Genomic DNA, 21,862 nt, shown 5'->3' with positions numbered 1-21,862 from the left:
GAATGACTCCTTAGGATTCAGAATTCAGTCAGCCAGTTGAACGTAAGGCCGTCTGAAACAATGGAATGGAAAAATTTAGCGAATTGCGTCTTTCAACTCTTTAACTAACGCGCCTACTGCCTCAGCCTCGCTACCCGCGTGACTTTCAATCTCTTTGACGATACGGCTGCCGACAATAACTGCATCCGCCACCGCTCCAATCTTACGCGCGCTCTCCGCATTATTGATGCCGAAGCCGACACCAATCGGAATATCAATGTATTTGCGCAAAAGCTCTATTTTACGCGAAACTTCTTCAGTATCCAAACTTGCTGCACCGGTCACGCCTTTGAGCGATACATAATACACAAAACCGCCGGCTACTTTGGCAATCGTTTGAATACGCTCTTCAGTTGTCGTTGGCGCAATAAGGAAAATACAATCAATACCTTGCGCTTTCAACGATTCATGCAAAGGCGCAATGGTTTCTACCGGAGAATCCACGGTCAACACGCCATCTACGCCTGCCTCGGCAGCCGCTTGCGCAAACGCCTGATAGCCCATTTTATGTATGGGGTTCAAATAGCCCATTAACACAACCGGCGTTTTATCATTGGTTTGGCGGAACAATCGTACTGTTTCCAATACGTCGTGCAAAGAAACATGATTTGTCAACGCCCGTTCAGCCGCACGTTGAATAGTCGGACCATCCGCCATCGGGTCAGAAAACGGCACACCCAGTTCCAAAATATCAGCACCATTAGCCACCAGGCTATGCATCAATGCCAAGGTTGTCTCAAGGCTGGGATCGCCCACCGTAATATAAGGAATCAGTGCTTTTGCGCCATTGAGCGCTGAGAAAGTTTGTTGGATTCTGCTCATTTTCTGCTATCCATTTCATCGATTTGAATGTTGTCCGGCAGCCTGTTTATTCTGCCGTTACATTTGTTTTAAAAACCTCAGTCTGCCATGAAAAGGCGGCATCTATCCGCATTCTAATGACTGTTTCTTCCCAATCAGTAAACAAGAGGCTAAGTATAACATTTACGGCTATTTCATAGAATCATTTGCAATCAAGATTCTGATATTTTGAAAGCAATATAAAACAATAAAGGCCGTCTGAAAATCATTCAAACAGCCTTTATTAGAATCAATTATGCAAATCTTTGTATGCCTTCGCACTTTTGATCAGAGTTTCCCTATCGATTACAGCTCAACATGATGGTTTTGTTGTTCAGAACCTAGATGACGCTCCAAATCAGACAAAACCTGCATCAGACCATGACGGATTTCTTCTGCATTGGCGGCAGGATTGCCGTTTGCATCCAAAGCGCCACGACTGAACGTATCGATGTACGGTTCAAACGTATCTTTCAGTTTCAACAACTTAACTACATCTGAGCGCGTATATCTATCGCCACCGTATCCAATCACAACATTATTTTCATGTTGCCATTGGGCAAACTGAGCCGGACTGATTTGCACCAATTGGCACATCTCATCCAACGTAAAATAACGCTTGGCAGGAATAACCGGATTATTGTTGTTTGTCATAGTAATGCTCCACCATGCCTTTGAGTTTTTGGCTGGCATGGAAAGTTACCACACGGCGTGCGGTAATCGGCACTTCTTCGCCTGTTTTAGGGTTACGGCCAGGGCGTTGAGGTTTGTCGCGCAATTGGAAATTGCCGAAACCGGAAATTTTAATTTCTTCACCACGCGCCAAAGTGCTGCGGATTTCTTCAAAAAAGAGCTCGACGATTTCTTTGGCATCATTCTTGGTGACGTTGCTGACTTTGTCGACCAAAATATCAGCCAATTCTGCTTTAGTTAGTGTCATGTGTTTACCTTCATTCAAACTGGTGCAATTATTACCAAAATTCTTTTAAAAATCAAGTCCTCACCAAAAAATCAAATATTATTGGTGATTTTTGGCGACAACTTTTATCTTATTTTAAGCGCGAAGCTGTGCATCTTTTTCGGCTGCCGCTTTAATCATTTTCGCCACCAAAGGCTCGATGACTTCATCTGTCAGCGTGTTTTCCATATCTTGCAAAATGATTTTAACGGCAACGCTCTTCATGCCTTCAGGCACGCCCGTACCGCGGTAAACGTCAAACACGCTGATTTCTTGAACCAGCTTGTTCGCCGCCGCTTTCAGGGCATTTAACAAATCATCATGCGTCACAGCTTCAGGCATTACAAATGCCAAATCTCGGCGTGCAGGTTGGAATTTGGATACGGACTGATAACGTGTTTTCTCACGACCCAATACCGCATCCATATCGATTTCAAATACCAGCGGCGCTTGTGGCAAGTCATATTTTTGCAGCCATTTCGGATGCAACTCGCCAATAAAACCAACTACTTTGCCGTCTGAAACGATATTGGCGGCACGTCCAGGATGCAATGCCGGATGTTCGGTCTTAACAAAGGATACTTCCTTGTTTTTCAAGAGGCTCTCAACATCGGCTTTCATATCGTAGAAATCCACGTTGCGTGTTTTCTCACCCCATTGCTCAGGCAGCACAGAGCCATACCACAAACCGCCGATACGTTCGTTTTGAACAAATTGATCAGCCGAATCTTTGCTGAACACACGGGCAATTTCAAACACGCGTACTCGGTTTTGCTTGCGGTTCAAATTGTTTTGCAAAACTTCCACCAAACCGCCGATAAGCGTAGAACGCATGACGGCATACTGCGCCGCCAACGGATTTTGCAGGCGGATAGGATTGGTATTGGCAGCAAAGTCTTGCTCCCATTGCTCATCCACAAACGCATAGCTGACCACTTCGCGGTAACCGCGAGCCGCCATTTCGTTATAAACCGCAAAACGCGGACGTTTGGTTTCAGGCAAAGCCAACATTTTCAGACGGCCTGAAGTATAGTCGTCAGGAATATTTTCATAACCGTAAACGCGGCCGATTTCTTCAATCAAATCGGCTTCGATTTCGATGTCGAAACGGAAGCTAGGAGAAGTGACACGGAAGCCTTCTGCGGTTTTCTCAGGCTGCAAACCCAAGTGTTGCAAGATAATTTCAACTTGATCGGCAGGGATTTCAACGCCCAATACCGTTTTCAGACGGCCTAAACGCAATTCGACCTGTTTTGCCTCAGGCAATTTTCCTTGTGCCTCAACCATTTCACCGGCTGCACCACCGCAAATCTGCAACACCAATTCGGTGGCACGCTCAATAGCGTCAGCTTGCAAACGGTAATCCACACCACGTTCAAAACGGAAAGAAGAATCCGAGCCAAAACCATATTGACGGGATTTACCGGCAATAATCTCCGGAGCAAACCAAGCAGCTTCCAGTACGATATTTTGCGTGTCGCCTGAAACCGCGCTTGCCTCGCCGCCCATCAAACCTGCCAAGCTCAACGCACCTTTTTCATCAGCGACCACCAGTGTATTGTCAGCCAAAGTAACCGTCTTCTCGTTCAGACACGCCAAAGTCTCGCCATTTTGAGCACGGCGGACAATCAAACTGCCTGACAGCTTGTCAGCATCGAAAACATGCATAGGCTGACCGATTTCCAGCATGACATAGTTGCTGATGTCCACCAATGCGGAAATGCTGCGGATACCGCTGCGTTCCAAACGTTGTTTCATCCAATCGGGAGTAGCCGCTTTCGCATTAACATTTTCAATAACGCGGCTGATAAAACGGCCGCAGTCGGCCGGCGCATCAATACGGACAGCCTGTTTTTTCCCACTACCGATAGAGGCCGTCTGAATTTCGACAGGCGTAAACGCACATTGAGTCAACGCAGAAACCTCACGCGCAATGCCCTTAACACTCAAGCAGTCAGCGCGGTTAGGCGTAATTTTCAATGTAAACAGCGTATCATCCAAATCCAAGTATTCACGGATGTTGGTACCGACAGGCGCATCTTCAGGCAGAATGTGCAGACCGTCTACACCATCATCAGGCAAACCCAGTTCATTGGTCGAACACAGCATACCGTTTGATGGCACACCACGCATTTTAGTCGGCTTAATTTTGAAATGGCCCGGCAAAACGGCACCTGGCAACGAACACGGCACTTTAATGCCCGGCTTGACATTCGGCGCACCACAAACAATCTGAACCAACTCGCCCGTACCGGCATCAACTTGAGTAACGTTCAAACGGTCTGCATCAGGATGTTTTTCAACGGATTTTACTTCGGCAACAACCACGCCACTGAAAGCAGGGGCGGCAGTATCGATTTCTTCCACTTCCAAACCGGCCATGGTCAAAAGATGTTCCAGTTTATCGGCAGAAAGATCAGGATTGGCTTGGGTTCTCAGCCATGAATAAGGAAATTGCATATTATTTTCTCTACTATCAGGCCGTCTGAAACAAATTTTTATCAGACGAAATCAGTAATATCTATTCACTTTTTCAGACGGCCTATCAAAAGACCATCTGAAATTTATTTAAACTGCTTCAAGAAGTTCAAATCGTTATCGAAGAATAAGCGCAGGTCATTGACGTTGTAGCGCAACATGGCAAAGCGGTCGAGACCGATACCGAAAGCGAAACCGGTATATTTTTCAGGGTCGATATTGACGTTTTTCAACACGTTAGGATGTACCATACCGCAACCGCCGACTTCCAACCATTTGCCATTTTCGCCCATGATGTCGATTTCGGCAGAAGGCTCGGTGAACGGGAAGAAAGACGGACGGAAACGTACTTGCAGGTCATCGCGTTCAAAGAAGCGACGGATAAAGTCAGTGAACACTGCTTTTAAATCGGCAAAAGTTACGCCCTCTTCCACCCACAAACCTTCGGCTTGATGGAACATAGGCGAGTGAGTGGCATCACTGTCCACACGGTAAACGCGGCCGGGAGCAATAATTCGGATAGGCGGCTCTTTTTTGTCGAGCATATAGCGGATTTGAATAGGCGAAGTGTGTGTACGCAAAACGTCGCCGTTTTCAACGTAGAAAGTATCTTGCATCGCACGCGCAGGGTGATTTGCAGGGATATTCAAGGCTTGGAAATTGTGAAAATCGTCTTCGATTTCAGGGCCGTCCGCTACTTCAAAACCCATACCGTGAAACAGCTCGACCACACGTTGCAAAGTCAAAGTAACTGGATGCAAACCGCCATGTTCTTGCGCACGGCCCGGCAAAGTAATATCCAAGGCTTCTGCAGCCAATTGAGCTTGCAGCTTGGCTTCATTCAGGGCATCGCGTTTGCTATTAAATGCCGTCTGAAACTGATTTTTGCATTCGTTGATGTGCGCACCTATGGTTTTACGCTCTTCAGGAGACATTTGACCCAAAGTTTTCAAAAGTCCGGTCAATTCGCCGGTTTTACCAAGGTAGCGTGCTTTAATTTGTTCTAAGGCATTGAAGTCTTGCGCAGCTTCAATAGCGGCAATACCTTCTGCAACGATACGGTTTACATTTTCCATGGTGGTTTATCGTCTGTTTGTTGATGGTAGGCCGTCTGAAACAACAAAGCCGTCTGTTGGATTTGATTGCAAACCCGTTCAGACGGCCTTTTGTCTTACTGCGGCCAATCCGTTTGATAAGAGAGGCCTATTCTATCGCAAATTAGTATAAAAAAATAGAGTTTAAAGAAAGAAAATCAACTACATAGGATTTCTTTAAGAAAAGAAAAAAGGAAGCATAAGCTTCCTTTTTAAATAATCTTATCGAATTAAGCAGCCAAAGCAGCTTTAGCTTTTTCAACCAATTGTGCAAATGCAGCTTTGTCGAATACAGCCAAATCAGCCAATACTTTGCGGTCGATTTCGATAGCAGCGCGTTTCAGGCCGTTCATGAATTTGCTGTAAGACAGACCATTTTCACGAGCACCTGCGTTGATACGAACGATCCACAGTTGACGGAATTGACGTTTGCGTTGGCGACGGTCACGGTATGCGTATTGACCAGCTTTCATTACCGCTTGTTTGGCAACACGGTAAACGTTTTTACGACGACCGCGGTAGCCTTTGGCTAACGCGAAGACTTTTTGGTGACGAGCACGAGCGGTAACACCGCGTTTTACGCGTGGCATATTCTAAACTCCTTAAGCGTAGGGCAACATTTTAGCAACAGAAGCCAAATCGCGTGAATCCACCATAGCGGTGCCGCGCAATTGACGTTTAGTTTTAGTGGTTTTTTTGGTCAGGATGTGACTTTTGAACGCATGACCGCGTTTTACACCACCGTTACCCAGTACTTTAAAGCGTTTTTTCGCGCTAGACTTGGTTTTCATTTTAGGCATTGGAAAACTCCATTCGTTATTAGATAAGGTATAAGGGGTTTTGAAATAAATTTCAAACACTTGGATCCCAAAATACCACGGTTTTTGCCGCTAATTAAACCTTATTCCGAGCGGCAATCGAAATAAGCCTCGCATTATAGCTTTATTTTTTCTTAGGCGCAATCATCATCACCATTTGGCGGCCTTCCATTTTAGGGAAGGACTCGATTTGTGCCACTTCAGCCAACTCTTCTTTTACGCGTTCAAGCAGTTGGGCGCCCAATTGTTGGTGGGCCATCTCACGACCACGGAAACGCAATGTCACTTTGACTTTGTCACCATCGGCAAGGAAACGGTTGATGTTGCGCATCTTGATTTGATAGTCGCCTTCATCAGTACCCGGACGGAATTTAATTTCCTTAATTTGTACCTGCTTTTGGTTTTTCTTGGCTTCGTCGCGCTTCTTGGCTTGTTGGTATTTGTATTTACCGTAATCCATCAGTTTGCATACGGGCGGTTTGGCAGTCGGGGAAATTTCTACCAAATCGACATCTTGCTCTTCGGCCATAGCCAGAGCTTCACGAACTGAAACGACACCAAGCTGATCGCCTGACTCACTGATTAATCGCACTTCTTTGGCGGTAATTTCACCATTGATTCGTGCTTCGCGTTCTTGAGCGATGATGAATACTCCTATAAAAATTAATGATTGACGAGGGCATCAGTGATTTCTTGCTGCAATTGTGCAATAAAATCATCTACATTCAAAGAACCCAAGTCTTCTGCTTTGCGGCGTACCGCAACTTTGTTTTCTTGTTTCTCTTTATCGCCGACAACGATTTGATAAGGGAAACGGTATTGGCTGTTGTCACGGATTTTGTAACCGATTTTTTCGTTACGCAAATCCAATTCGACACGGAAGCCTGCTGCCTGTAACTTGGCAGCCACTTCGCGACAATAATCTGCTTGGTTCTCGGTGATATTCATAATCACCATTTGAACCGGCGCAAGCCACAATGGGAATGAGCCTGCATGGTTTTCAATCAGAATACCAATGAAGCGCTCCAATGAACCCAAAATAGCACGGTGCAACATTACAGGACGCGCACGGTCGTTGTTTTCAGTTACATATTCGGCATTCAAACGCTCCGGCAATACAAAGTCCAACTGCAGGGTACCGCACTGCCAAGAACGACCCAAGGCATCTTTGACATGGTACTCAATCTTAGGGCCATAGAATGCGCCTTCGCCAGGCAATTCTTCCCACTCTACGCTGCAAGCGGTCAATGCATCACGCAGACCTTGTTCGGCTTTATCCCAAACTTCATCAGAACCTGCACGTTGTTCAGGGCGGAGGGACAGCTTCACAGCAACATCATGGAAGCCGAATTGTTTGTAAATGCGAACCAGCAATTCATTGAATGCGCGTGCTTCATCAACGATTTGATCTTCAGTACAGAAGATATGCGCATCATCTTGCACAAAACCGCGAACACGCATCAGACCATGCAATGCACCGCTTGGTTCATTGCGGTGGCAAGAACCGAACTCGGCCAAACGCATTGGTAAATCGCGATATGAGCGCAAACCGTTATTAAAAATTTGCACATGACCCGGACAGTTCATCGGTTTAACCGCGTATTCGCGTTTTTCAGAACTGGTCACGAACATATTGTCTTTATAGTTTTCCCAGTGGCCGGATTTTTCCCAGAAGGTCTTATCCATAATCTGAGGCGTTTTCACCTCTTTATAACCGGCAGCATTCAGCTCTTTGCGCATATGCTGCTCAATCACTTGCCACAAAGCCCAGCCTTTAGGATGCCAGAACACCATACCCGGCGCTTCATCTTGCAGGTGGAACAAATCCAATTGTTTACCCAGCTTACGGTGGTCGCGTTTTTCCGCTTCCTCGATGCGTTGGATATAGGCTTTCAATTCGTCTTTACTTGCCCAAGCCGTACCGTAAATACGTTGCAACATTTCATTATTGCTGTCGCCGCGCCAGTATGCGCCTGCCAGCTTGGTCAGCTTAAAGTTTTTCAAGAAACGGGTATTGGGAACGTGAGGACCGCGGCACATATCGACGTATTCTTGATGATGATACATACCCATTGCTTCCACTTCAGGCATATCTTCAATCAGACGCAATTTGTACTCTTCGCCGCGATCTTGGAAAATTTTGATGGTTTCTGCACGAGGCGTCATCACTTTAATGACGTCATAGTCTTGTGCAATCAACTCTTTCATGCGCGCTTCGATAGCGGCCACATCATCAGGCGTAAATGGTTTTTCAGTTGCGATATCATAATAGAACCCGTCTTCAATCACCGGGCCGATAACCATTTTTGCATCTGGGTAGAGCTGCTTGACCGCATGACCAACCAAGTGCGCGCAGGAGTGGCGGATAATTTCCACGCCTTCTTTGTCTTTAGGCGTAATGATTTGAACATGGGCATCTTCGGTAATCGGATCGCAAGCATCCACCAATTTACCGTTAACCTTGCCCGCTACCGTTGCCTTTGCCAAACCTGCACCGATAGACGCTGCAATTTGCGCCACGGTAACGGGTGATTCATATTGGCGGACCGAACCGTCCGGCAAGGTAATGTTCAACATCAGAAAGCTCCAAAACATTAAAAAATAACGGCATAAAGCCGTTATGGAAATTTGGTAGGCACAATTGGACTCGAACCAACGACCCCCACCATGTCAAGGTGGTGCTCTAACCAACTGAGCTATGTGCCTTCATCTAAGTCGCTTATTGTAACGAAGCGTGTTCCCTTTTGCAAGCATCTGTAAATACTTTTCAGACAGCCTGAATATTTTTGTTTGATTTATGTCTCATTTTTTATTTCCTCTATTATTCAGGCCATCTGAAACATTGTTTTGACAAAGATAAAATCCAGCCGTCAACCAACGAAAAATCCTTTATAATCTGCCCTTTCATTTCGCACACACGCGAACGTCCAATCTATTATTACTATGCTCAAATTTACCTTACACAAAAAAGACGGTCATGCCCGACGCGGCACTTTGGAACTGAACCACGGCAAAATCGAAACGCCGGTATTTATGCCGGTCGGTACTTACGGTTCGGTCAAAGCGATGAACCCGCAAAACCTGCATGACATCAAAGCGCAAATCATCTTAGGCAACACTTACCATCTGTGGCTGCGCCCTGGCTTGGAAGTCATCGAACAATTCGGCGGCCTGCACGAATTTATCGGTTGGGACAAGCCGATTTTGACCGACTCGGGCGGCTTCCAAGTATTCTCGTTGTCCGACATGCGCAAGCTGACCGAAGAAGGCTGTACATTCCAAAGCCCGATCAACGGCGACAAACTGTTTCTCTCACCCGAAGTGTCGATGAAAATCCAAACCGTATTGAATTCCGACATCGTGATGCAACTGGACGAGTGCACCCCTGGCGAAGCAACGCACAGCCAAGCGCAAAAATCGCTGCAAATGAGCCTGCGCTGGGCGGAACGAAGCAAAAAGGCTTTTGAAGACCTAAAAAACCCGAATGCGCTGTTTGGCATTGTACAAGGCGCGATGTATGAAGATTTGCGCGAAGAGTCGCTGAAAGGCTTGGAAGAGCTCGATTTCCCCGGCTTGGCCATCGGCGGCTTGTCTGTTGGCGAACCTAAGCCCGAAATGTACCGTATGTTGCGCGCCGTCGGCCCTATCCTGCCGGAACACAAACCTCATTATTTGATGGGCGTCGGCACACCTGAAGACTTGGTGTACGGCGTGGCACACGGCGTGGATATGTTCGACTGCGTCATGCCTACCCGCAATGCGCGTAACGGCTGGCTGTTTACCCGTTTTGGCGATTTGAAAATCAAAAACGCCAAACACAAACTCGACAAGCGTCCGATTGATGAAAGCTGCACCTGCTACGCCTGTCAGAATTTCAGCCGCTCCTACCTGCACCATCTGCACCGTGTCGGAGAAATCTTGGGCGCACAGCTCAACACCATCCACAATCTGCACTTCTACCAAGTCATCATGGCCGAAATGCGCGAAGCCATCGAACAAGGCAAATTTGCCGATTGGCAGGCGCAATTCCATGAAAACCGCGCCCGCGGTGTGGATTAATCCTTTTAAAGGCCGTCTGAAATCAGGTTTTAATTCAAACTGCTTTTCAGACGGCCTCAATATTCTTAATTAATAAAGCACAATCATGTCCCGTTTCCATACCGAACCTCCCTTAGCCTACACCGCACAAAACCGTACCGCCGTCCTGCTGCTCAACCTCGGCACACCTGATGCGCCCACTGCTGCCGCAGTCAAGCCTTACTTAAAAGAATTTCTATCTGATCAACGCGTTGTCGAACTGCCCAAGCTCTTATGGCAACCGATATTGCGCGGCTTGGTATTAACTTTTCGCCCGAAAAAAAGCGCGCATGCCTATGAAAAAGTTTGGTTTAAAGAAGGTTCGCCGCTTGAGGTTTACACACACCGCCAAGCAGAAGCCCTGGCCAAACATTTGCCCGATGTCATCGTCCGTCATGCCATGACTTACGGCAACCCGAGCGTTGCCGACGTTTTGGCGGAACTCAAAGCCCAAGGCGTGGGCAAATTGCTGGTCATCCCGCTTTATCCGCAATATGCCGGCTCTTCCACCGGCGCGGCTTTGGACAAAGTATTCCAAGAATTATTGCTGCAACGCAACCAAATGAGCGTCCGCACTGTTTCCCGTTATTACGACGATGCCGCTTATATTCAAGCCATGAAGCAGCACATCGAAGCCTATTGGGCCCAAAACGGACGCGGCGAAAAACTGATGTTGAGCTTCCACGGCATTCCGCAAAAGCATCATGACGACGGCGACCCCTATCCTGACGAGTGCCACCATACCGCCAAACTGCTCGCGCAGGCATTGGGCTTGTCCGAACAAGAATACATCGTTTCTTTCCAAAGCCAGTTTGGCAAATCCCAATGGGTCAAGCCCAGCACGCAAGCCTTGTTTGATGAGCTTCCGAAACAAGGCACGACCAAACTCGACGTCTTCTGCCCCGGTTTCATGGCCGACTGCCTCGAAACCATGGAAGAAATCGCCATTATGGGACGCGAACAATTCCACGCCGCCGGCGGCAAAGAATACCGTTACATCCCCTGCCTCAACGATTCCGCCGACTGGATTGCCGCACTTGCCCAATTAAGCCGGGCCAATCTGCAAGGCTGGATTTGACCTAAACCAAAGGCCGTCTGAAAAATCCACTTTCAGACGGCCTTTAGCGTTATCATCAAGTTATTCAAACGCAAACCAAGCGTGTAGCCATCAAAAACACGACTCAAAAAGGAACACATCATGACTGCACTCCGCCCCATCCTGCTCCTCCTGACCGCACTCAGCCTCCCAACCGCTTTTGCCGCTGATGCCACGCTGATGAGCAAAGGACAAAAGATTTACGAAACCAACTGCGCTGCCTGCCACGGCAAAAAGGGCGAAGGCCGTGGCGCCATGTTCCCGCCACTGTTCCAGTCCGACTATATCAACAAAAAACCTCAAGTCCTGTTGCAAAGCATGACCAAGGGCATCAACGGCCCGATTAAAGTGAACGGCAAACCCTACAACGGCTTCATGCCTTCTACCGCCATCAATGATGCCGATGTTGCCGCCGTTGCCACTTACATCATGAACGCCTTTAATAATGGCGGCGGTACGATTACTGAAGCAGATGTCAAAAAATCTCACGGGAAAAAATAAAACGTCTCTCCCCTAAAGGCCGTCTGAACATTTCAGACGGCCTTTTCTGTACGACACATTTTGTTTCTATGTATATCGTTACGCAATATCAACAAACATACGCAAAAAACCGTCAAACCAAAAAAAGCATATGCGTTTTGTGTTAAAGTAAACATTATTTATCGGCTGTTTTGCGTCCAGGCCGTCTGAAAGGTTTTATCTTATGAACTTTTTCCGCAAGACTGTTTTATTTTTAGTCGTCCTCTCCATATTTGCCGCCTGCGGCTCCTTTATTTCCCAATACGTTTTGGGCATGAACCCGTGCGTATTGTGCATCCTGCAACGCTTGTGCGTATTGGGTGTCGGGCTGTTGGCCATTGTTACAGCGTTCAGCTCGCAATCTTCCAAATTTGCCCGTTCGCTCTCTGCATTGTTGATTGCCGCTCCGGCCGTCTACGGCGCCGGTGTCGCCGCCTATCAAATTTGGTTGCAAAGCCTGCCGCCCGGCACCGCCCCTTCTTGCGGCGCACCTTGGACCTTCCGCCTGCGCGACTGGCCTTTGTTCGATTGGTTTGAACCCATCGTCCGCGGCTTTGGCAACTGCGCCGAGCCGGACTATCTATTCGGCGTCGCCCTGCCGGTGTGGAGTATTTTGTATTTCAGCTTCGTGGTATTGCTGCTGCTTTGGGCTTGGTTGAAAACCAGAAAAATCTGATTGGTTTCAATATAAAAAGGCCGTCTGAAATTTCAGACGGCCTTTTGTTCTTTAAACCATTTAGTCCAGATTCAACACGGCAGAAGTGTAAACGTCTTGTACGTCGTCCAAATCTTCCAATGCGTCAATCAGTTTTTGCATCTTAACCGCATCTTCGCCGCTCAGCTCGGTTTCGTTTTGGGCGCGCATGGTAACGTCACCGTCAACAGATTTGTAGCCTGCGGCTTCCAATGCCGCTTTCACGCCTGCCCAGTCGTTCGGCGCGGTAATCACTTCGATGGAACCGTCGTCGTTGGTGATGACGTCTTCCGCACCGGCTTCCAAAGCCGCTTCCATCAGCGTATCTTCGTCAACACCTGGTTCAAACACCAAATAGCCTTGATGAACGAAGTTGAACGCTACGCAGCCGTCGGTACCCAAGTTACCGCCGTTTTTAGTGAACGCATGGCGCACATCGGCAACGGTACGGGTTTTGTTGTCGGTCAGACAGTCCACCATCAAAGCTGCGCCGCCAATACCGTAGCCTTCGTAACGCAACTCGATGTATTCCACGCCTTCCAGATTGCCCGTACCTTTATCGATGGCACGTTGCACGTTGTCTTTAGGCATATTGTTTTCAGCAGCTTTTTCCAAAGCCAGGCGCAGGCGCGGGTTTGCGCCGGGGTCGCCGCCGCCCATGCGGGCAGCAACGGTAATTTCTTTAATCAGACGGGTAAAGATTTTGCCGCGTTTGGCATCTTGTCGGGCTTTTTTGTGTTGGATATTTGCCCACTTACTATGGCCTGCCATATTGATTCCTTTCATTTTTTCACGCGTTGAGGCGGAATTTGCTTCATTTATAAGGCGTGCATTTTATCATAAGTTGTCTTTACCCAAAATATTCAGACGGCCCAAACATTTGCAAAAACAGGCCGTCTGAAAACAAAAAAACCTTTTTTAAATAAAGAAGCACATTTGCGGCAACCCTTTGTCAGTTTTCGTTTTAATTCACGAAGGTTTACGGTATGATGACAAAATCGGTCAAAATTGTTAACAACTTAACCGGTATCAAATGGCAAAACGGCCTGCTCGCCGATATTGCCAAACGCGAAAAATGAGTGGGAGTAGTTACCCGTATCATTTTATTTTTATTGTTTTTATTAAAGGTTTTATTATGGAAGAAATATTGTCTGCTCTGGTGGGTGCAGTCAATCAGGTTCTTTGGGACTACCTGCTGATTTATGCCTTAATCGGTATCGGCCTATTCTTTACCCTGTACTTGGGCGCACCGCAAGTGACCAAATTGGGGACGGGTTTCAAATCCGTTTTCGGCGGCTTGTTCAGCAAAAAAGACAAAGACCACGAAGGCAAATCCCTGTCTCAATTTCAAGCGCTTGCCGTAGCGATTTCCGCGCAAATCGGTACCGGTAACGTTGCCGGTGTCGCCACTGCAATTACTGCCGGCGGCCCGGGTGCCATTTTTTGGATGTGGCTGTCTGCCATTTTGGGCATGTCTACCATTTTTGCAGAAGCCGTTTTGGCGCAAAAATACCGCGTGGTCAGCCACGGCAAATACATTGGCGGCCCTGCGTTTTACATCACGCACGGCCTGACCCCGAAAATCGGCCGTGGCGCGGCGCGTTTCCTGTCCGGCTTTTTCTCCATCGCCTTGATTATCGCTCTGGGTTTCATCGGTAACGCGACCCAATCCAACTCTATCGCCTCTGCCATGAATTTGGCTTTCGATATTCCCCCGATGGCTGTCGGCATTGCTTTGGCGGTATTCGCCGGTCTGATCATCATCGGCGGCATCAACCGCATTGCCGGTATCGCGCAATTTGTCGTGCCGTTTATGGCGGTGATTTACATCTTGTGTGCGGTGATTATTTTGTTCAAATTCTCCGACCACATCATCCCGATGTTCCACAATATCTTTGTCGCCGCTTTCAATCCTGAAGCGGTATTGGGCGGTGCGGCCGGTATCGGTATGCGCGAGGCAGTCCGCTTCGGTGTGGCGCGCGGCCTGTTTTCCAATGAAGCCGGTATGGGTTCAACCCCGCACGCTCATGCGACCGCCAACGTCAAACACCCTGTGCAACAAGGTATGGCCGCGTTTATCGGTATCTTTATCGATACGCTGATGGTCTGCACGGCAACCGCGCTGATTATCCTGCTGACCGATGCCAACCTGTCCGGCGAAACCGGCGCGGCAGTTACCCAACTGGCGTTTAACAAAGCCTTCCCGGGTTTCGGTTCGCAACTGCTTGCCGTCTGCCTGACCTTCTTCGCCTTTACCACCATCATCGGCTGGTACTACTTCGGCGAATCCAATATCCGCTTCCTGTTCCGTGGCAAACACTTGGGCATCTACCGCGCACTGGTTTTGGTGGCCATCGTATTGGGTACATTGGGCAAAGTGGATTTGGTTTGGAGTATGTCCGATATGTTCAACGGCTTTATGGTCTTGCCGAACTTAATCGCCCTCTTCCTGCTGCGTAAGGAAATTCGTGCGGTTTACGACGATTATCTGGCGCAAACCAAAGCAGGCAGAGAGCTGACCTACAACTATGAATTCCACGAATTTCACGACAAAAACCCAGATTAACGACAAACAAAAACCTCTCAGACAAACTGAGAGGTTTTTTATTTCAGGCCGAGACCTTTGCAAAATTCCCCAAAATCCCCTAAATTCCCACCAAGACATTTAGGGGATTTTCCATGAGCACCTTCTTTCAGCAAACCGCCCAAGCCATGATCGCCAAACACATCGACCGTTTTCCACTATTGAAGTTGGATCAGGTGATTGATTGGCAGCCGATCGAACAGTACCTGAATCGTCAAAGAACCCGTTACCTTCGAGACCACCGCGGCCGTCCCGCCTATCCCCTGCTATCCATGTTCAAAGCCGTCCTGCTCGGACAATGGCACAGCCTCTCCGATCCCGAACTCGAACACAGCCTCATCACCCGCATCGATTTCAACCTGTTTTGCCGTTTCGACGAACTGGGCATCCCCGATTACAGCACCTTATGCCGCTACTGCAATTGGCTGGCGCAAGACGACACCCTGTCCGAATTGCTCAAACTGATTAACTGCCAACTGACCGAAAAAGGCTTAAAAGTAGAGAAAGCATCCGCCACCGTCATTGACGCCACCATTATTCAAACTGCCGGCAGCAAACAGCGTCAGGCCATAGAAGTCGATGAAGAAGGACAAGTCAGCGGCCAAACCACACCGAGTAAGGACAAAGATGCCCGTTGGACAAAGAAAAACAGCCTCTACAGACTCGGTTACAAACAACATACCCGTACCGATGAGGAAGGCTATATCGAGAAACTGCACATTACCCCCGCCAATACCCATGAGTGCAACCACCTGCCGTCTTTGCTGGAAGGTATAGCCGAAGGTACGACCGTCTATGCCGACAAAGGCTATGACAGCGAGGAAAACCGGCAACATCTGGAAGAGCATCGGCTGCAGGACGGCATTATGCGCAAAGCCCACCGCAAACATCCGCTGTCGGAAGCACAAACCAAACGCAACCGATATTTGTCGAAGACCCGTTATGTGGTCGAACAGAGCTTTGGTACGCTGCACCGTAAATTCCGCTATGCGCGGTCAAGCTATTTTGGGCTGCTCAAAGTGAGTGCACAAAGCCATCTGAAGGTGATGTGTTTGAACCTGTTGAAAGCCGCCAACAGGCTAAGTGTGCCTGTTGCCGCCTAAAAGGCGGCCCGGATGCCTGATTATCGGGTATCCAAGGGGGATTAAGGGAGTATTTGGGTAAAATCAGGAGTAATTAGGAGCGGAAATAGACGAAAACCTGTGTTTGGAGTTTCAGCTGTCGAAGGAAGGGCTTTTTTGCAAAGGTCTCGGGTTGATATTATCTGTGCATATTAATATAATGATAATTATTATTAATCAAATAGAGGAAAAGTAGGGATGTGTAAACCGAATTATGGCGGCATTGTCTTGTTGCCCTTACTTTTGGCATCTTGTATCGGCGGCAATTTCGGCGTGCAGCCTGTTGTCGAATCAACGCCGACCGCGCAAACCCCGTCAGATTCCAAACCTTCCAAGCCTGAGGATATTCCTGCTCCGGCTCCTGCCAAACCTTCTATAGAAACCACGCCGGTCAACCAGCCCGCCGTCGGTGCGGCAATGCGGTTGCCAAGGCGGAATATTGCTTTTTATAACAAAGACGGTACGGAAATTCCCGATAAGCATCAGGCAGAGGAGTATCTGCCGCTTAAAGAGGAGGATATCCTGTTTTTAGACGGTACGCCGCAAGAACAGGTCGACAAACTTAAAAAGGAAATCAAAGGACGGCATCCTAATGCACAAATCTACACGTCCGATTCAAAAGATGCTGTGTATCAATATAAATATGTCCGGGCCGGATATGTTTATACTCAAACAGGAGAAGACGAAATCAAACAGAACTCAGGTGGTAAGCGGTTTACCCACCGGTTTGGTTATGACGGGTTTGTATATTATTCCGGAGAACATCCCTCCCAATCTTTACCGAGCGCGGGAACGGTGAAATATTCCGGTAACTGGCAATATATGACCGATGCCAAACGTCATCGGACAGGTCAGGCGGTTGCCAGTGAGAATTTGGGTTATAACACATATTATGGTAATAATATTGGTGCAACTTCTTATGCGGCTAGGGATGCCGACGACAGGGAAAAACATCCTGCCGAATATACGGTTAATTTCGACAAAAAAAACCTGGAAGGTAAGTTGATTAAAAATCAGTATGTACAAAATAAGAATAATCCAGATGAACCTAAAAAGCCGCTGATCATTTACAACATTACTGCAAAATTGGACGGCAACCGCTTTATCGGCAGTGCCAAGGTCAATCCTGATTTAGCGGAAAAACATGCCGGTAAGGAGCATTTGTTTTTCCATGCCGATGCCGATCAGCGGCTTGAGGGCGGTTTTTTCGGCGATAACGGAGAAGAGCTTGCCGGACGGTTTATCAGCAACGACAAAAGCGTATTCGGCGTATTCGCAGGCAAACAAAATAGCTCCGTGCCGTCTGAAACGCATACCAAAATCTTGGATTCGCTGAAAATTGCCGCCGACGAAGCTGCCGATCCTAAGGCACGTCCGTTTATTGCCGAGCCTATGCCCGACTTTGCCCATCCTGACAAACTCCTTGTCGAAGGGCGTGAAATCTCCTTGGTCAAAGATACTCAAACCATCGTTCTTGCCGACGGCAGGAAAACGACAATCCGAACCTGCTGCGATTTTCTGAACTATGTGAAAATCGGACGGATGCAAACCGACCGTCCCGTCGTCAAACCGACTGCAACAGAGGACGAAGATTCCGATCATGAAGGCGCGGGACCTGATGATGAAAATGAAAGTTTAGAGCCTGAAGACGGTGAAGACGGTTTGGAAAATGATACCGATGACGGTCATGCTTCTTCCGAGTTGCCGGCAGAGGAAGATAACGGGGAAGCAAATACAGCAGGAAAAAATGAAGGAAACAACGCGGAAAGCGTAGGCACGGATGGAAAATCACCTGTCCAACCCGCTTCTGCATACAGGAATATCGACCTTTTCATAAAAGGTATCCGCACTTCCGAGGCAGACATCCCCAAAATTGGGAATGTCCACTATAGAGGTTCATGGGAAGCCCGTATCGGCGCGCCGATCCAATGGGATAACCATGCGGATAAAGCGGCAAAAGCCGAATTCGACGTTAACTTTGCCAACAAGTCCCTTTCCGGCACCCTGATGGAGAAAAATGGTGTAGAACCTGCCTTCTATATTGAAAACGGTATTATTGAGCACAACGGTTTCCATGCAGCAGCACGTACCCGTGATACAGGTATCGACCTGCTTGGCAGGGGTGCAACATCCTCCAAACCGTTTAAAGCCGAGAACCTTCATGTAACAGGGGGCTTTTACGGACCTCATGCATCGGAATTGGGCGGCAGCTTTGCCGAACCCCAACAAAAAATCGGTGTGGTATTTGGTGCGAAGAAAGATGACAAGGAGGCAACACGATGAACAGAAGGCATACATTCCCGCTTACCCTGACCGCCTTGGCCATTGCAGCCGCTTTCCCATCATATGCGGCAAACCCCGAAACGGCGGCATCTGATGCGGCGCAAAGTCAATCATTGAAGGAGATTACCGTCCGTGCCGCCAAAGTGGGACGGCGATCGAAAGAGGCGACCGGTTTGGGCAAAATCGTCAAAACGTCGGAAACGTTGAACAAAGAACAGGTACTCGGTATCCGCGACCTGACGCGCTACGATCCGGGCGTGGCCGTCGTCGAACAAGGTAACGGCGCGAGCGGCGGTTATTCGATACGGGGCGTGGATAAAAACCGTGTGGCGGTTTCGGTCGACGGTGTTGCCCAAATACAGGCGTTTACCGTGCAGGGTGCATTGAGCGGATACGGCGGACGCGGCGGCAGCGGTGCAATCAACGAAATCGAATATGAAAACGTCGGTACGGTAGAAATCGACAAAGGTGCCGGTTCTTCCGATCACGGCAGCGGTGCGCTCGGCGGAGCAGTCTCCCTCCGCACCAAAGAGGCGGCAGACCTGATTTCAGACGGCAAAAGTTGGGGGATACAGGCAAAAACCGCCTACGGCAGTAAAAACCGCCAATTTATGAAGTCGCTCGGCGCGGGTTTCAGTAAGGACGGTTGGAAAGGGCTGTTAATCCGAACCGAACGCCAAGGGCGGGAAACGCGCCCGCACGGCGATATTGCGGACGGGGTGGAATACGGCATAGACCGTTTGGACGCGTTCCGCCAGACATACGATATTCAGAGTCCGAATAAAAAGGCGGAATATTTCCTGGCGGAGGGCGAGAGTGAGCTCAAGCCTGTGGCAAAATTGGCGGGCAACGGGAAATATTTGAAAAACCAGCTCAACCGCTGGGTGGAAGAACGCCGTTCAAAAGGTCAGGCTTTAAACAGTGAAGAAGAAGCGATGGTGCGGGAGGCGCAGGCGCGCCACGAAAACCTGTCCGCCCAATCGTACACAGGCGGCGGCAGGATATTGCCCGATCCGATGGATTACCGCAGCGGTTCGTGGCTTGCCAAGCTGGGCTACCGCTTCGGCGGCAGGCATTATGTCGGCGGCGTGTTTGAGGATACCAAACAGCGTTACGACATCCGCGATATGACGGAAAAACAGTATTACGGTACGGACGAGGCGAAAAAGTTTAGCGACAAGAGCGGGGTGTACGACGGCAACGATTTCCGCGACGGCTTGTATTTTGTGCCGAATATAGAAGCGTGGGATAAAAACAAAGAAAAATGGGTCAAGGGCATAGGTTTGAAATATTCCCGCACCAAATTTATAGACGAACATCACCGCCGCCGCCGTATGGGTTTGCTGTACCGTTATGAAAACGAAGCGTATTCTGACAATTGGGCGGACAAGGCGGTGTTGTCGTTTGACAAACAGGGCGTGGCAACCGACAACAACACGCTGAAGCTGAATTGCGCCGTGTATCCTGCCGTGGACAAATCCTGCCGCGCGTCGGCAGACAAGCCGTATTCCTACGACAGCAGCGACCGTTTCCACTACCGCGAACAGCACAATGTTTTGAATGCCTCGTTTGAGAAGTCGCTGAAAAACAAATGGACGAAACACCATCTGACTTTGGGCTTCGGTTACGATGCTTCCAAAGCGATCTCCCGCCCCGAACAGCTTTCCCACAATGCGGCAAGGATTTCGGAATACTCGGATTACACCGATAAGGGAGACAAGTATCTTTTGGGTAAGCCCGAAGTCGTCGAAGGGTCGGTCTGCGGCTACATCGAAACCCTGCGTTCCCGCAAATGCGTGCCAAGAAAAATCAACGGCAGCAATATCCACATTTCTTTGAACGACCGTTTTTCAATCGGCAAATATTTCGATTTCAGCTTGGGCGGCAGGTACGACCGGCAAAACTTTACCACGTCGGAAGAACTCGTCCGCAGCGGGCGGTATGTTGACCGTTCGTGGAACAGCGGCATCGTGTTCAAACCGAACCGGCATTTTTCTTTGTCTTACCGCGCCTCCAGCGGCTTCAGAACGCCCTCCTTCCAAGAACTTTTCGGGATAGACATTTATCACGATTATCCGAAAGGCTGGCAGCGTCCTGCCCTGAAATCGGAAAAGGCAGCCAACCGCGAAATCGGTTTGCAGTGGAAGGGCGATTTCGGCTTTTTGGAAATCAGCAGCTTCCGCAACCGTTATACCGATATGATTGCCGTTGCCGATCAAAAAACCAAATTGCCGAATCAGGCAGGACAATTGACAGAGATTGATATACGCGATTATTACAATGCCCAAAATATGTCGCTCCAAGGCATCAACATCTTGGGAAAAATCGACTGGAACGGTGTGTATCACAAACTGCCCGAAGGTTTGTACACGACTTTGGCGTACAACCGTATCAAACCGAAATCGGTATCCAACCGGCCGGGACTGTCCCTCCGCAGCTATGCTTTGGATGCGGTACAGCCGTCGCGTTATGTTTTGGGGTTCGGATACGACCAGCCCGAGGGGAAATGGGGCGCAAACATTATGCTGACCTATTCCAAAGGGAAAAACCCTGATGAACTTGCTTATCTGGCAGGCGATCAAAAACGATATTCGGCAAAAAGAGCGTCGTCTGCTTGGTCGACGGCAGATGTTTCTGCCTATCTTAATCTGAAAAAACGGCTGACCTTGAGGGCGGCTATCTACAATATCGGCAACTACCGCTACGTTACTTGGGAATCCTTGCGCCAGACTGCGGAAAGCACGGCAAACCGGCACGGCGGCGACAGTAACTATGGAAGGTATGCCGCACCGGGCAGGAACTTCAGCCTCGCGCTTGAAATGAAGTTTTAAAGGAAATACCGTCTGAAAGCTTGATCTGCACCCCAAAAGTCGGACTAAACCGCCAACTGATTAAGGTGCAGGTTTTTTTTGAGGTTTAGGGTAACTTCTAAACCGTCATTCCGGGAATCTGGACATTCAATGCTAAGGCAGTTTGAGACCTTTACAAAATCCCCCAAAATCCCCTAAATTCCCACCAAGACATTTAGGGGATTTTCCATGAGCACCTTCTTCCAGCAAACCGCACAAGCCATGATCGCCAAACACATCGACCGTTTCCCACTATTGAAGTTGGATCAAGTGATTGATTGGCAGCCGATCGAACAATACCTGAATCGTCAAAGAACCCGTTACCTCCGAGACCACCGCGGCCGTCCCGCCTATCCCCTGTTGTCCATGTTCAAAGCCGTCCTGCTCGGACAATGGCACAGCCTCTCCGATC

General features: G+C 48.7%; 18 protein-coding genes, 1 tRNA gene and 1 pseudogene. 9 read left to right on the top strand and 11 right to left on the bottom strand.

The annotated features are described in order from the left end of the window. Positions 1 to 75: 75 nt before the first annotated feature. From trpA to ACTHTJ_RS09805, 10 genes are all read right to left on the bottom strand, one after another. Positions 76 to 861 (bottom strand): tryptophan synthase subunit alpha, encoded by a 786-nt coding sequence (trpA, locus tag ACTHTJ_RS09850; protein ID WP_070585791.1) that lies wholly within the window; start codon positions 859 to 861, stop codon positions 76 to 78. A gap of 324 nt (positions 862 to 1,185) precedes the next feature. After that, complete coding sequence (locus ACTHTJ_RS09845) at positions 1,186 to 1,533, bottom strand: hypothetical protein (RefSeq protein WP_070585792.1); 348 nt, start codon at positions 1,531 to 1,533, stop codon at positions 1,186 to 1,188. Continuing rightward, positions 1,517 to 1,819 (bottom strand): integration host factor subunit alpha, encoded by a 303-nt coding sequence (locus tag ACTHTJ_RS09840; protein WP_003680933.1) that lies wholly within the window; start codon positions 1,817 to 1,819, stop codon positions 1,517 to 1,519. Before ACTHTJ_RS09840 ends, ACTHTJ_RS09845 begins: the two co-directional genes overlap by 17 nt. A gap of 114 nt (positions 1,820 to 1,933) precedes the next feature. Then, positions 1,934 to 4,297 (bottom strand): phenylalanine--tRNA ligase subunit beta, encoded by a 2,364-nt coding sequence (gene pheT, locus ACTHTJ_RS09835; RefSeq protein ID WP_440360931.1) that lies wholly within the window; start codon positions 4,295 to 4,297, stop codon positions 1,934 to 1,936. 104 nt (positions 4,298 to 4,401) lie between these two features. Further along, positions 4,402 to 5,391, bottom strand: a complete 990-nt coding sequence (gene pheS / locus ACTHTJ_RS09830; protein ID WP_070585794.1) for a phenylalanine--tRNA ligase subunit alpha — start codon at positions 5,389 to 5,391, stop codon at positions 4,402 to 4,404. Between the two features lie 248 nt (positions 5,392 to 5,639). Beyond that, the gene (gene rplT / locus ACTHTJ_RS09825; RefSeq protein WP_003675502.1) at positions 5,640 to 5,999 is read right to left on the bottom strand and encodes a 50S ribosomal protein L20; all 360 of its coding nucleotides are present in this window, start codon (positions 5,997 to 5,999) and stop codon (positions 5,640 to 5,642) included. A 12-nt stretch (positions 6,000 to 6,011) separates the two neighbouring features. Beyond that, complete coding sequence (gene rpmI, locus ACTHTJ_RS09820) at positions 6,012 to 6,209, bottom strand: 50S ribosomal protein L35 (RefSeq protein ID WP_003675505.1); 198 nt, start codon at positions 6,207 to 6,209, stop codon at positions 6,012 to 6,014. A gap of 142 nt (positions 6,210 to 6,351) precedes the next feature. Next, on the bottom strand, positions 6,352 to 6,873 hold the full coding sequence (gene infC, locus ACTHTJ_RS09815; protein ID WP_079453677.1) for a translation initiation factor IF-3: 522 nt from the start codon (positions 6,871 to 6,873) through the stop codon (positions 6,352 to 6,354). A gap of 17 nt (positions 6,874 to 6,890) precedes the next feature. Beyond that, positions 6,891 to 8,804: a threonine--tRNA ligase gene (gene thrS, locus ACTHTJ_RS09810; protein WP_036491925.1), complete on the bottom strand. Its 1,914-nt coding sequence runs from the start codon at positions 8,802 to 8,804 to the stop codon at positions 6,891 to 6,893. Between the two features lie 52 nt (positions 8,805 to 8,856). After that, positions 8,857 to 8,933: transfer RNA gene (locus tag ACTHTJ_RS09805), tRNA-Val, on the bottom strand. Positions 8,934 to 9,170: 237 nt separating this feature from the next. Here ACTHTJ_RS09805 and tgt point away from each other — a divergent pair. The 4 genes from tgt to ACTHTJ_RS09785 all read left to right on the top strand — a co-directional run bounded on the left by tgt (position 9,171) and on the right by ACTHTJ_RS09785 (position 12,595). After that, entirely contained in the window at positions 9,171 to 10,286 is a 1,116-nt protein-coding gene (gene tgt, locus ACTHTJ_RS09800) for a tRNA guanosine(34) transglycosylase Tgt (protein ID WP_003745960.1), read from the top strand. Between the two features lie 85 nt (positions 10,287 to 10,371). Further along, positions 10,372 to 11,382 (top strand): ferrochelatase, encoded by a 1,011-nt coding sequence (gene hemH / locus ACTHTJ_RS09795; protein WP_070585795.1) that lies wholly within the window; start codon positions 10,372 to 10,374, stop codon positions 11,380 to 11,382. Positions 11,383 to 11,502: 120 nt separating this feature from the next. Next, on the top strand, positions 11,503 to 11,901 hold the full coding sequence (locus ACTHTJ_RS09790; protein WP_003745956.1) for a c-type cytochrome: 399 nt from the start codon (positions 11,503 to 11,505) through the stop codon (positions 11,899 to 11,901). 202 nt (positions 11,902 to 12,103) lie between these two features. Continuing rightward, positions 12,104 to 12,595, top strand: coding sequence for a disulfide bond formation protein B (locus ACTHTJ_RS09785; RefSeq protein ID WP_003745954.1), 492 nt, complete (start codon positions 12,104 to 12,106; stop codon positions 12,593 to 12,595). Between the two features lie 60 nt (positions 12,596 to 12,655). On the opposite strand, the gene ACTHTJ_RS09780 is transcribed toward ACTHTJ_RS09785, so the two are convergent. Beyond that, positions 12,656 to 13,384 carry a YebC/PmpR family DNA-binding transcriptional regulator gene (locus ACTHTJ_RS09780; protein ID WP_070585796.1) on the bottom strand — a complete coding sequence of 243 codons (729 nt, stop codon included), beginning with the start codon at positions 13,382 to 13,384 and terminating at the stop codon, positions 12,656 to 12,658. Between the two features lie 364 nt (positions 13,385 to 13,748). Here ACTHTJ_RS09780 and ACTHTJ_RS09775 point away from each other — a divergent pair, with 364 nt between their 5' ends. The 5 genes and pseudogenes from ACTHTJ_RS09775 to ACTHTJ_RS09755 all read left to right on the top strand — a co-directional run. Further along, positions 13,749 to 15,179: an alanine/glycine:cation symporter family protein gene (locus ACTHTJ_RS09775; protein WP_070585797.1), complete on the top strand. Its 1,431-nt coding sequence runs from the start codon at positions 13,749 to 13,751 to the stop codon at positions 15,177 to 15,179. A gap of 113 nt (positions 15,180 to 15,292) precedes the next feature. Beyond that, the gene (locus tag ACTHTJ_RS09770; RefSeq protein WP_440360932.1) at positions 15,293 to 16,300 is read left to right on the top strand and encodes an IS5 family transposase; all 1,008 of its coding nucleotides are present in this window, start codon (positions 15,293 to 15,295) and stop codon (positions 16,298 to 16,300) included. 216 nt (positions 16,301 to 16,516) lie between these two features. Beyond that, entirely contained in the window at positions 16,517 to 18,601 is a 2,085-nt protein-coding gene (locus tag ACTHTJ_RS09765; protein ID WP_049328591.1) for a transferrin-binding protein-like solute binding protein, read from the top strand. Beyond that, on the top strand, positions 18,598 to 21,432 hold the full coding sequence (locus ACTHTJ_RS09760; RefSeq protein WP_070585804.1) for a lactoferrin/transferrin family TonB-dependent receptor: 2,835 nt from the start codon (positions 18,598 to 18,600) through the stop codon (positions 21,430 to 21,432). The genes ACTHTJ_RS09765 and ACTHTJ_RS09760 overlap by 4 nt, the downstream gene beginning before the upstream one ends. A 207-nt stretch (positions 21,433 to 21,639) precedes the next feature. Then, positions 21,640 to 21,862: pseudogene (locus tag ACTHTJ_RS09755) on the top strand (IS5/IS1182 family transposase); the annotation flags it as partial.

Source organism: Neisseria sp. P0018.S001 (genome assembly GCF_051957355.1).
GTDB lineage: Bacteria > Pseudomonadota > Gammaproteobacteria > Burkholderiales > Neisseriaceae > Neisseria > Neisseria subflava_A.
Note: the sequence above shows the minus strand (reverse complement) of the source record. Positions and strands in the feature narration are given on the sequence as shown.

Coding starts and splice junctions, on each gene's coding strand:
- hemH (WP_070585795.1), top strand. CDS start 10,372: ATGTCCCGTTTCCATACCGAACCTCCCTTAGCCTACACCGCACAAAAC.
- pheS (WP_070585794.1), bottom strand. CDS start 5,391: ATGGAAAATGTAAACCGTATCGTTGCAGAAGGTATTGCCGCTATTGAA.
- ACTHTJ_RS09780 (WP_070585796.1), bottom strand. CDS start 13,384: ATGGCAGGCCATAGTAAGTGGGCAAATATCCAACACAAAAAAGCCCGA.
- ACTHTJ_RS09770 (WP_440360932.1), top strand. CDS start 15,293: ATGAGCACCTTCTTTCAGCAAACCGCCCAAGCCATGATCGCCAAACAC.
- trpA (WP_070585791.1), bottom strand. CDS start 861: ATGAGCAGAATCCAACAAACTTTCTCAGCGCTCAATGGCGCAAAAGCA.
- ACTHTJ_RS09765 (WP_049328591.1), top strand. CDS start 16,517: ATGTGTAAACCGAATTATGGCGGCATTGTCTTGTTGCCCTTACTTTTG.
- ACTHTJ_RS09840 (WP_003680933.1), bottom strand. CDS start 1,819: ATGACACTAACTAAAGCAGAATTGGCTGATATTTTGGTCGACAAAGTC.
- ACTHTJ_RS09785 (WP_003745954.1), top strand. CDS start 12,104: ATGAACTTTTTCCGCAAGACTGTTTTATTTTTAGTCGTCCTCTCCATA.
- rplT (WP_003675502.1), bottom strand. CDS start 5,999: ATGCCACGCGTAAAACGCGGTGTTACCGCTCGTGCTCGTCACCAAAAA.
- thrS (WP_036491925.1), bottom strand. CDS start 8,804: ATGTTGAACATTACCTTGCCGGACGGTTCGGTCCGCCAATATGAATCA.
- ACTHTJ_RS09845 (WP_070585792.1), bottom strand. CDS start 1,533: ATGACAAACAACAATAATCCGGTTATTCCTGCCAAGCGTTATTTTACG.
- ACTHTJ_RS09775 (WP_070585797.1), top strand. CDS start 13,749: ATGGAAGAAATATTGTCTGCTCTGGTGGGTGCAGTCAATCAGGTTCTT.
- tgt (WP_003745960.1), top strand. CDS start 9,171: ATGCTCAAATTTACCTTACACAAAAAAGACGGTCATGCCCGACGCGGC.
- ACTHTJ_RS09760 (WP_070585804.1), top strand. CDS start 18,598: ATGAACAGAAGGCATACATTCCCGCTTACCCTGACCGCCTTGGCCATT.
- ACTHTJ_RS09790 (WP_003745956.1), top strand. CDS start 11,503: ATGACTGCACTCCGCCCCATCCTGCTCCTCCTGACCGCACTCAGCCTC.
- rpmI (WP_003675505.1), bottom strand. CDS start 6,209: ATGCCTAAAATGAAAACCAAGTCTAGCGCGAAAAAACGCTTTAAAGTA.
- pheT (WP_440360931.1), bottom strand. CDS start 4,297: ATGCAATTTCCTTATTCATGGCTGAGAACCCAAGCCAATCCTGATCTT.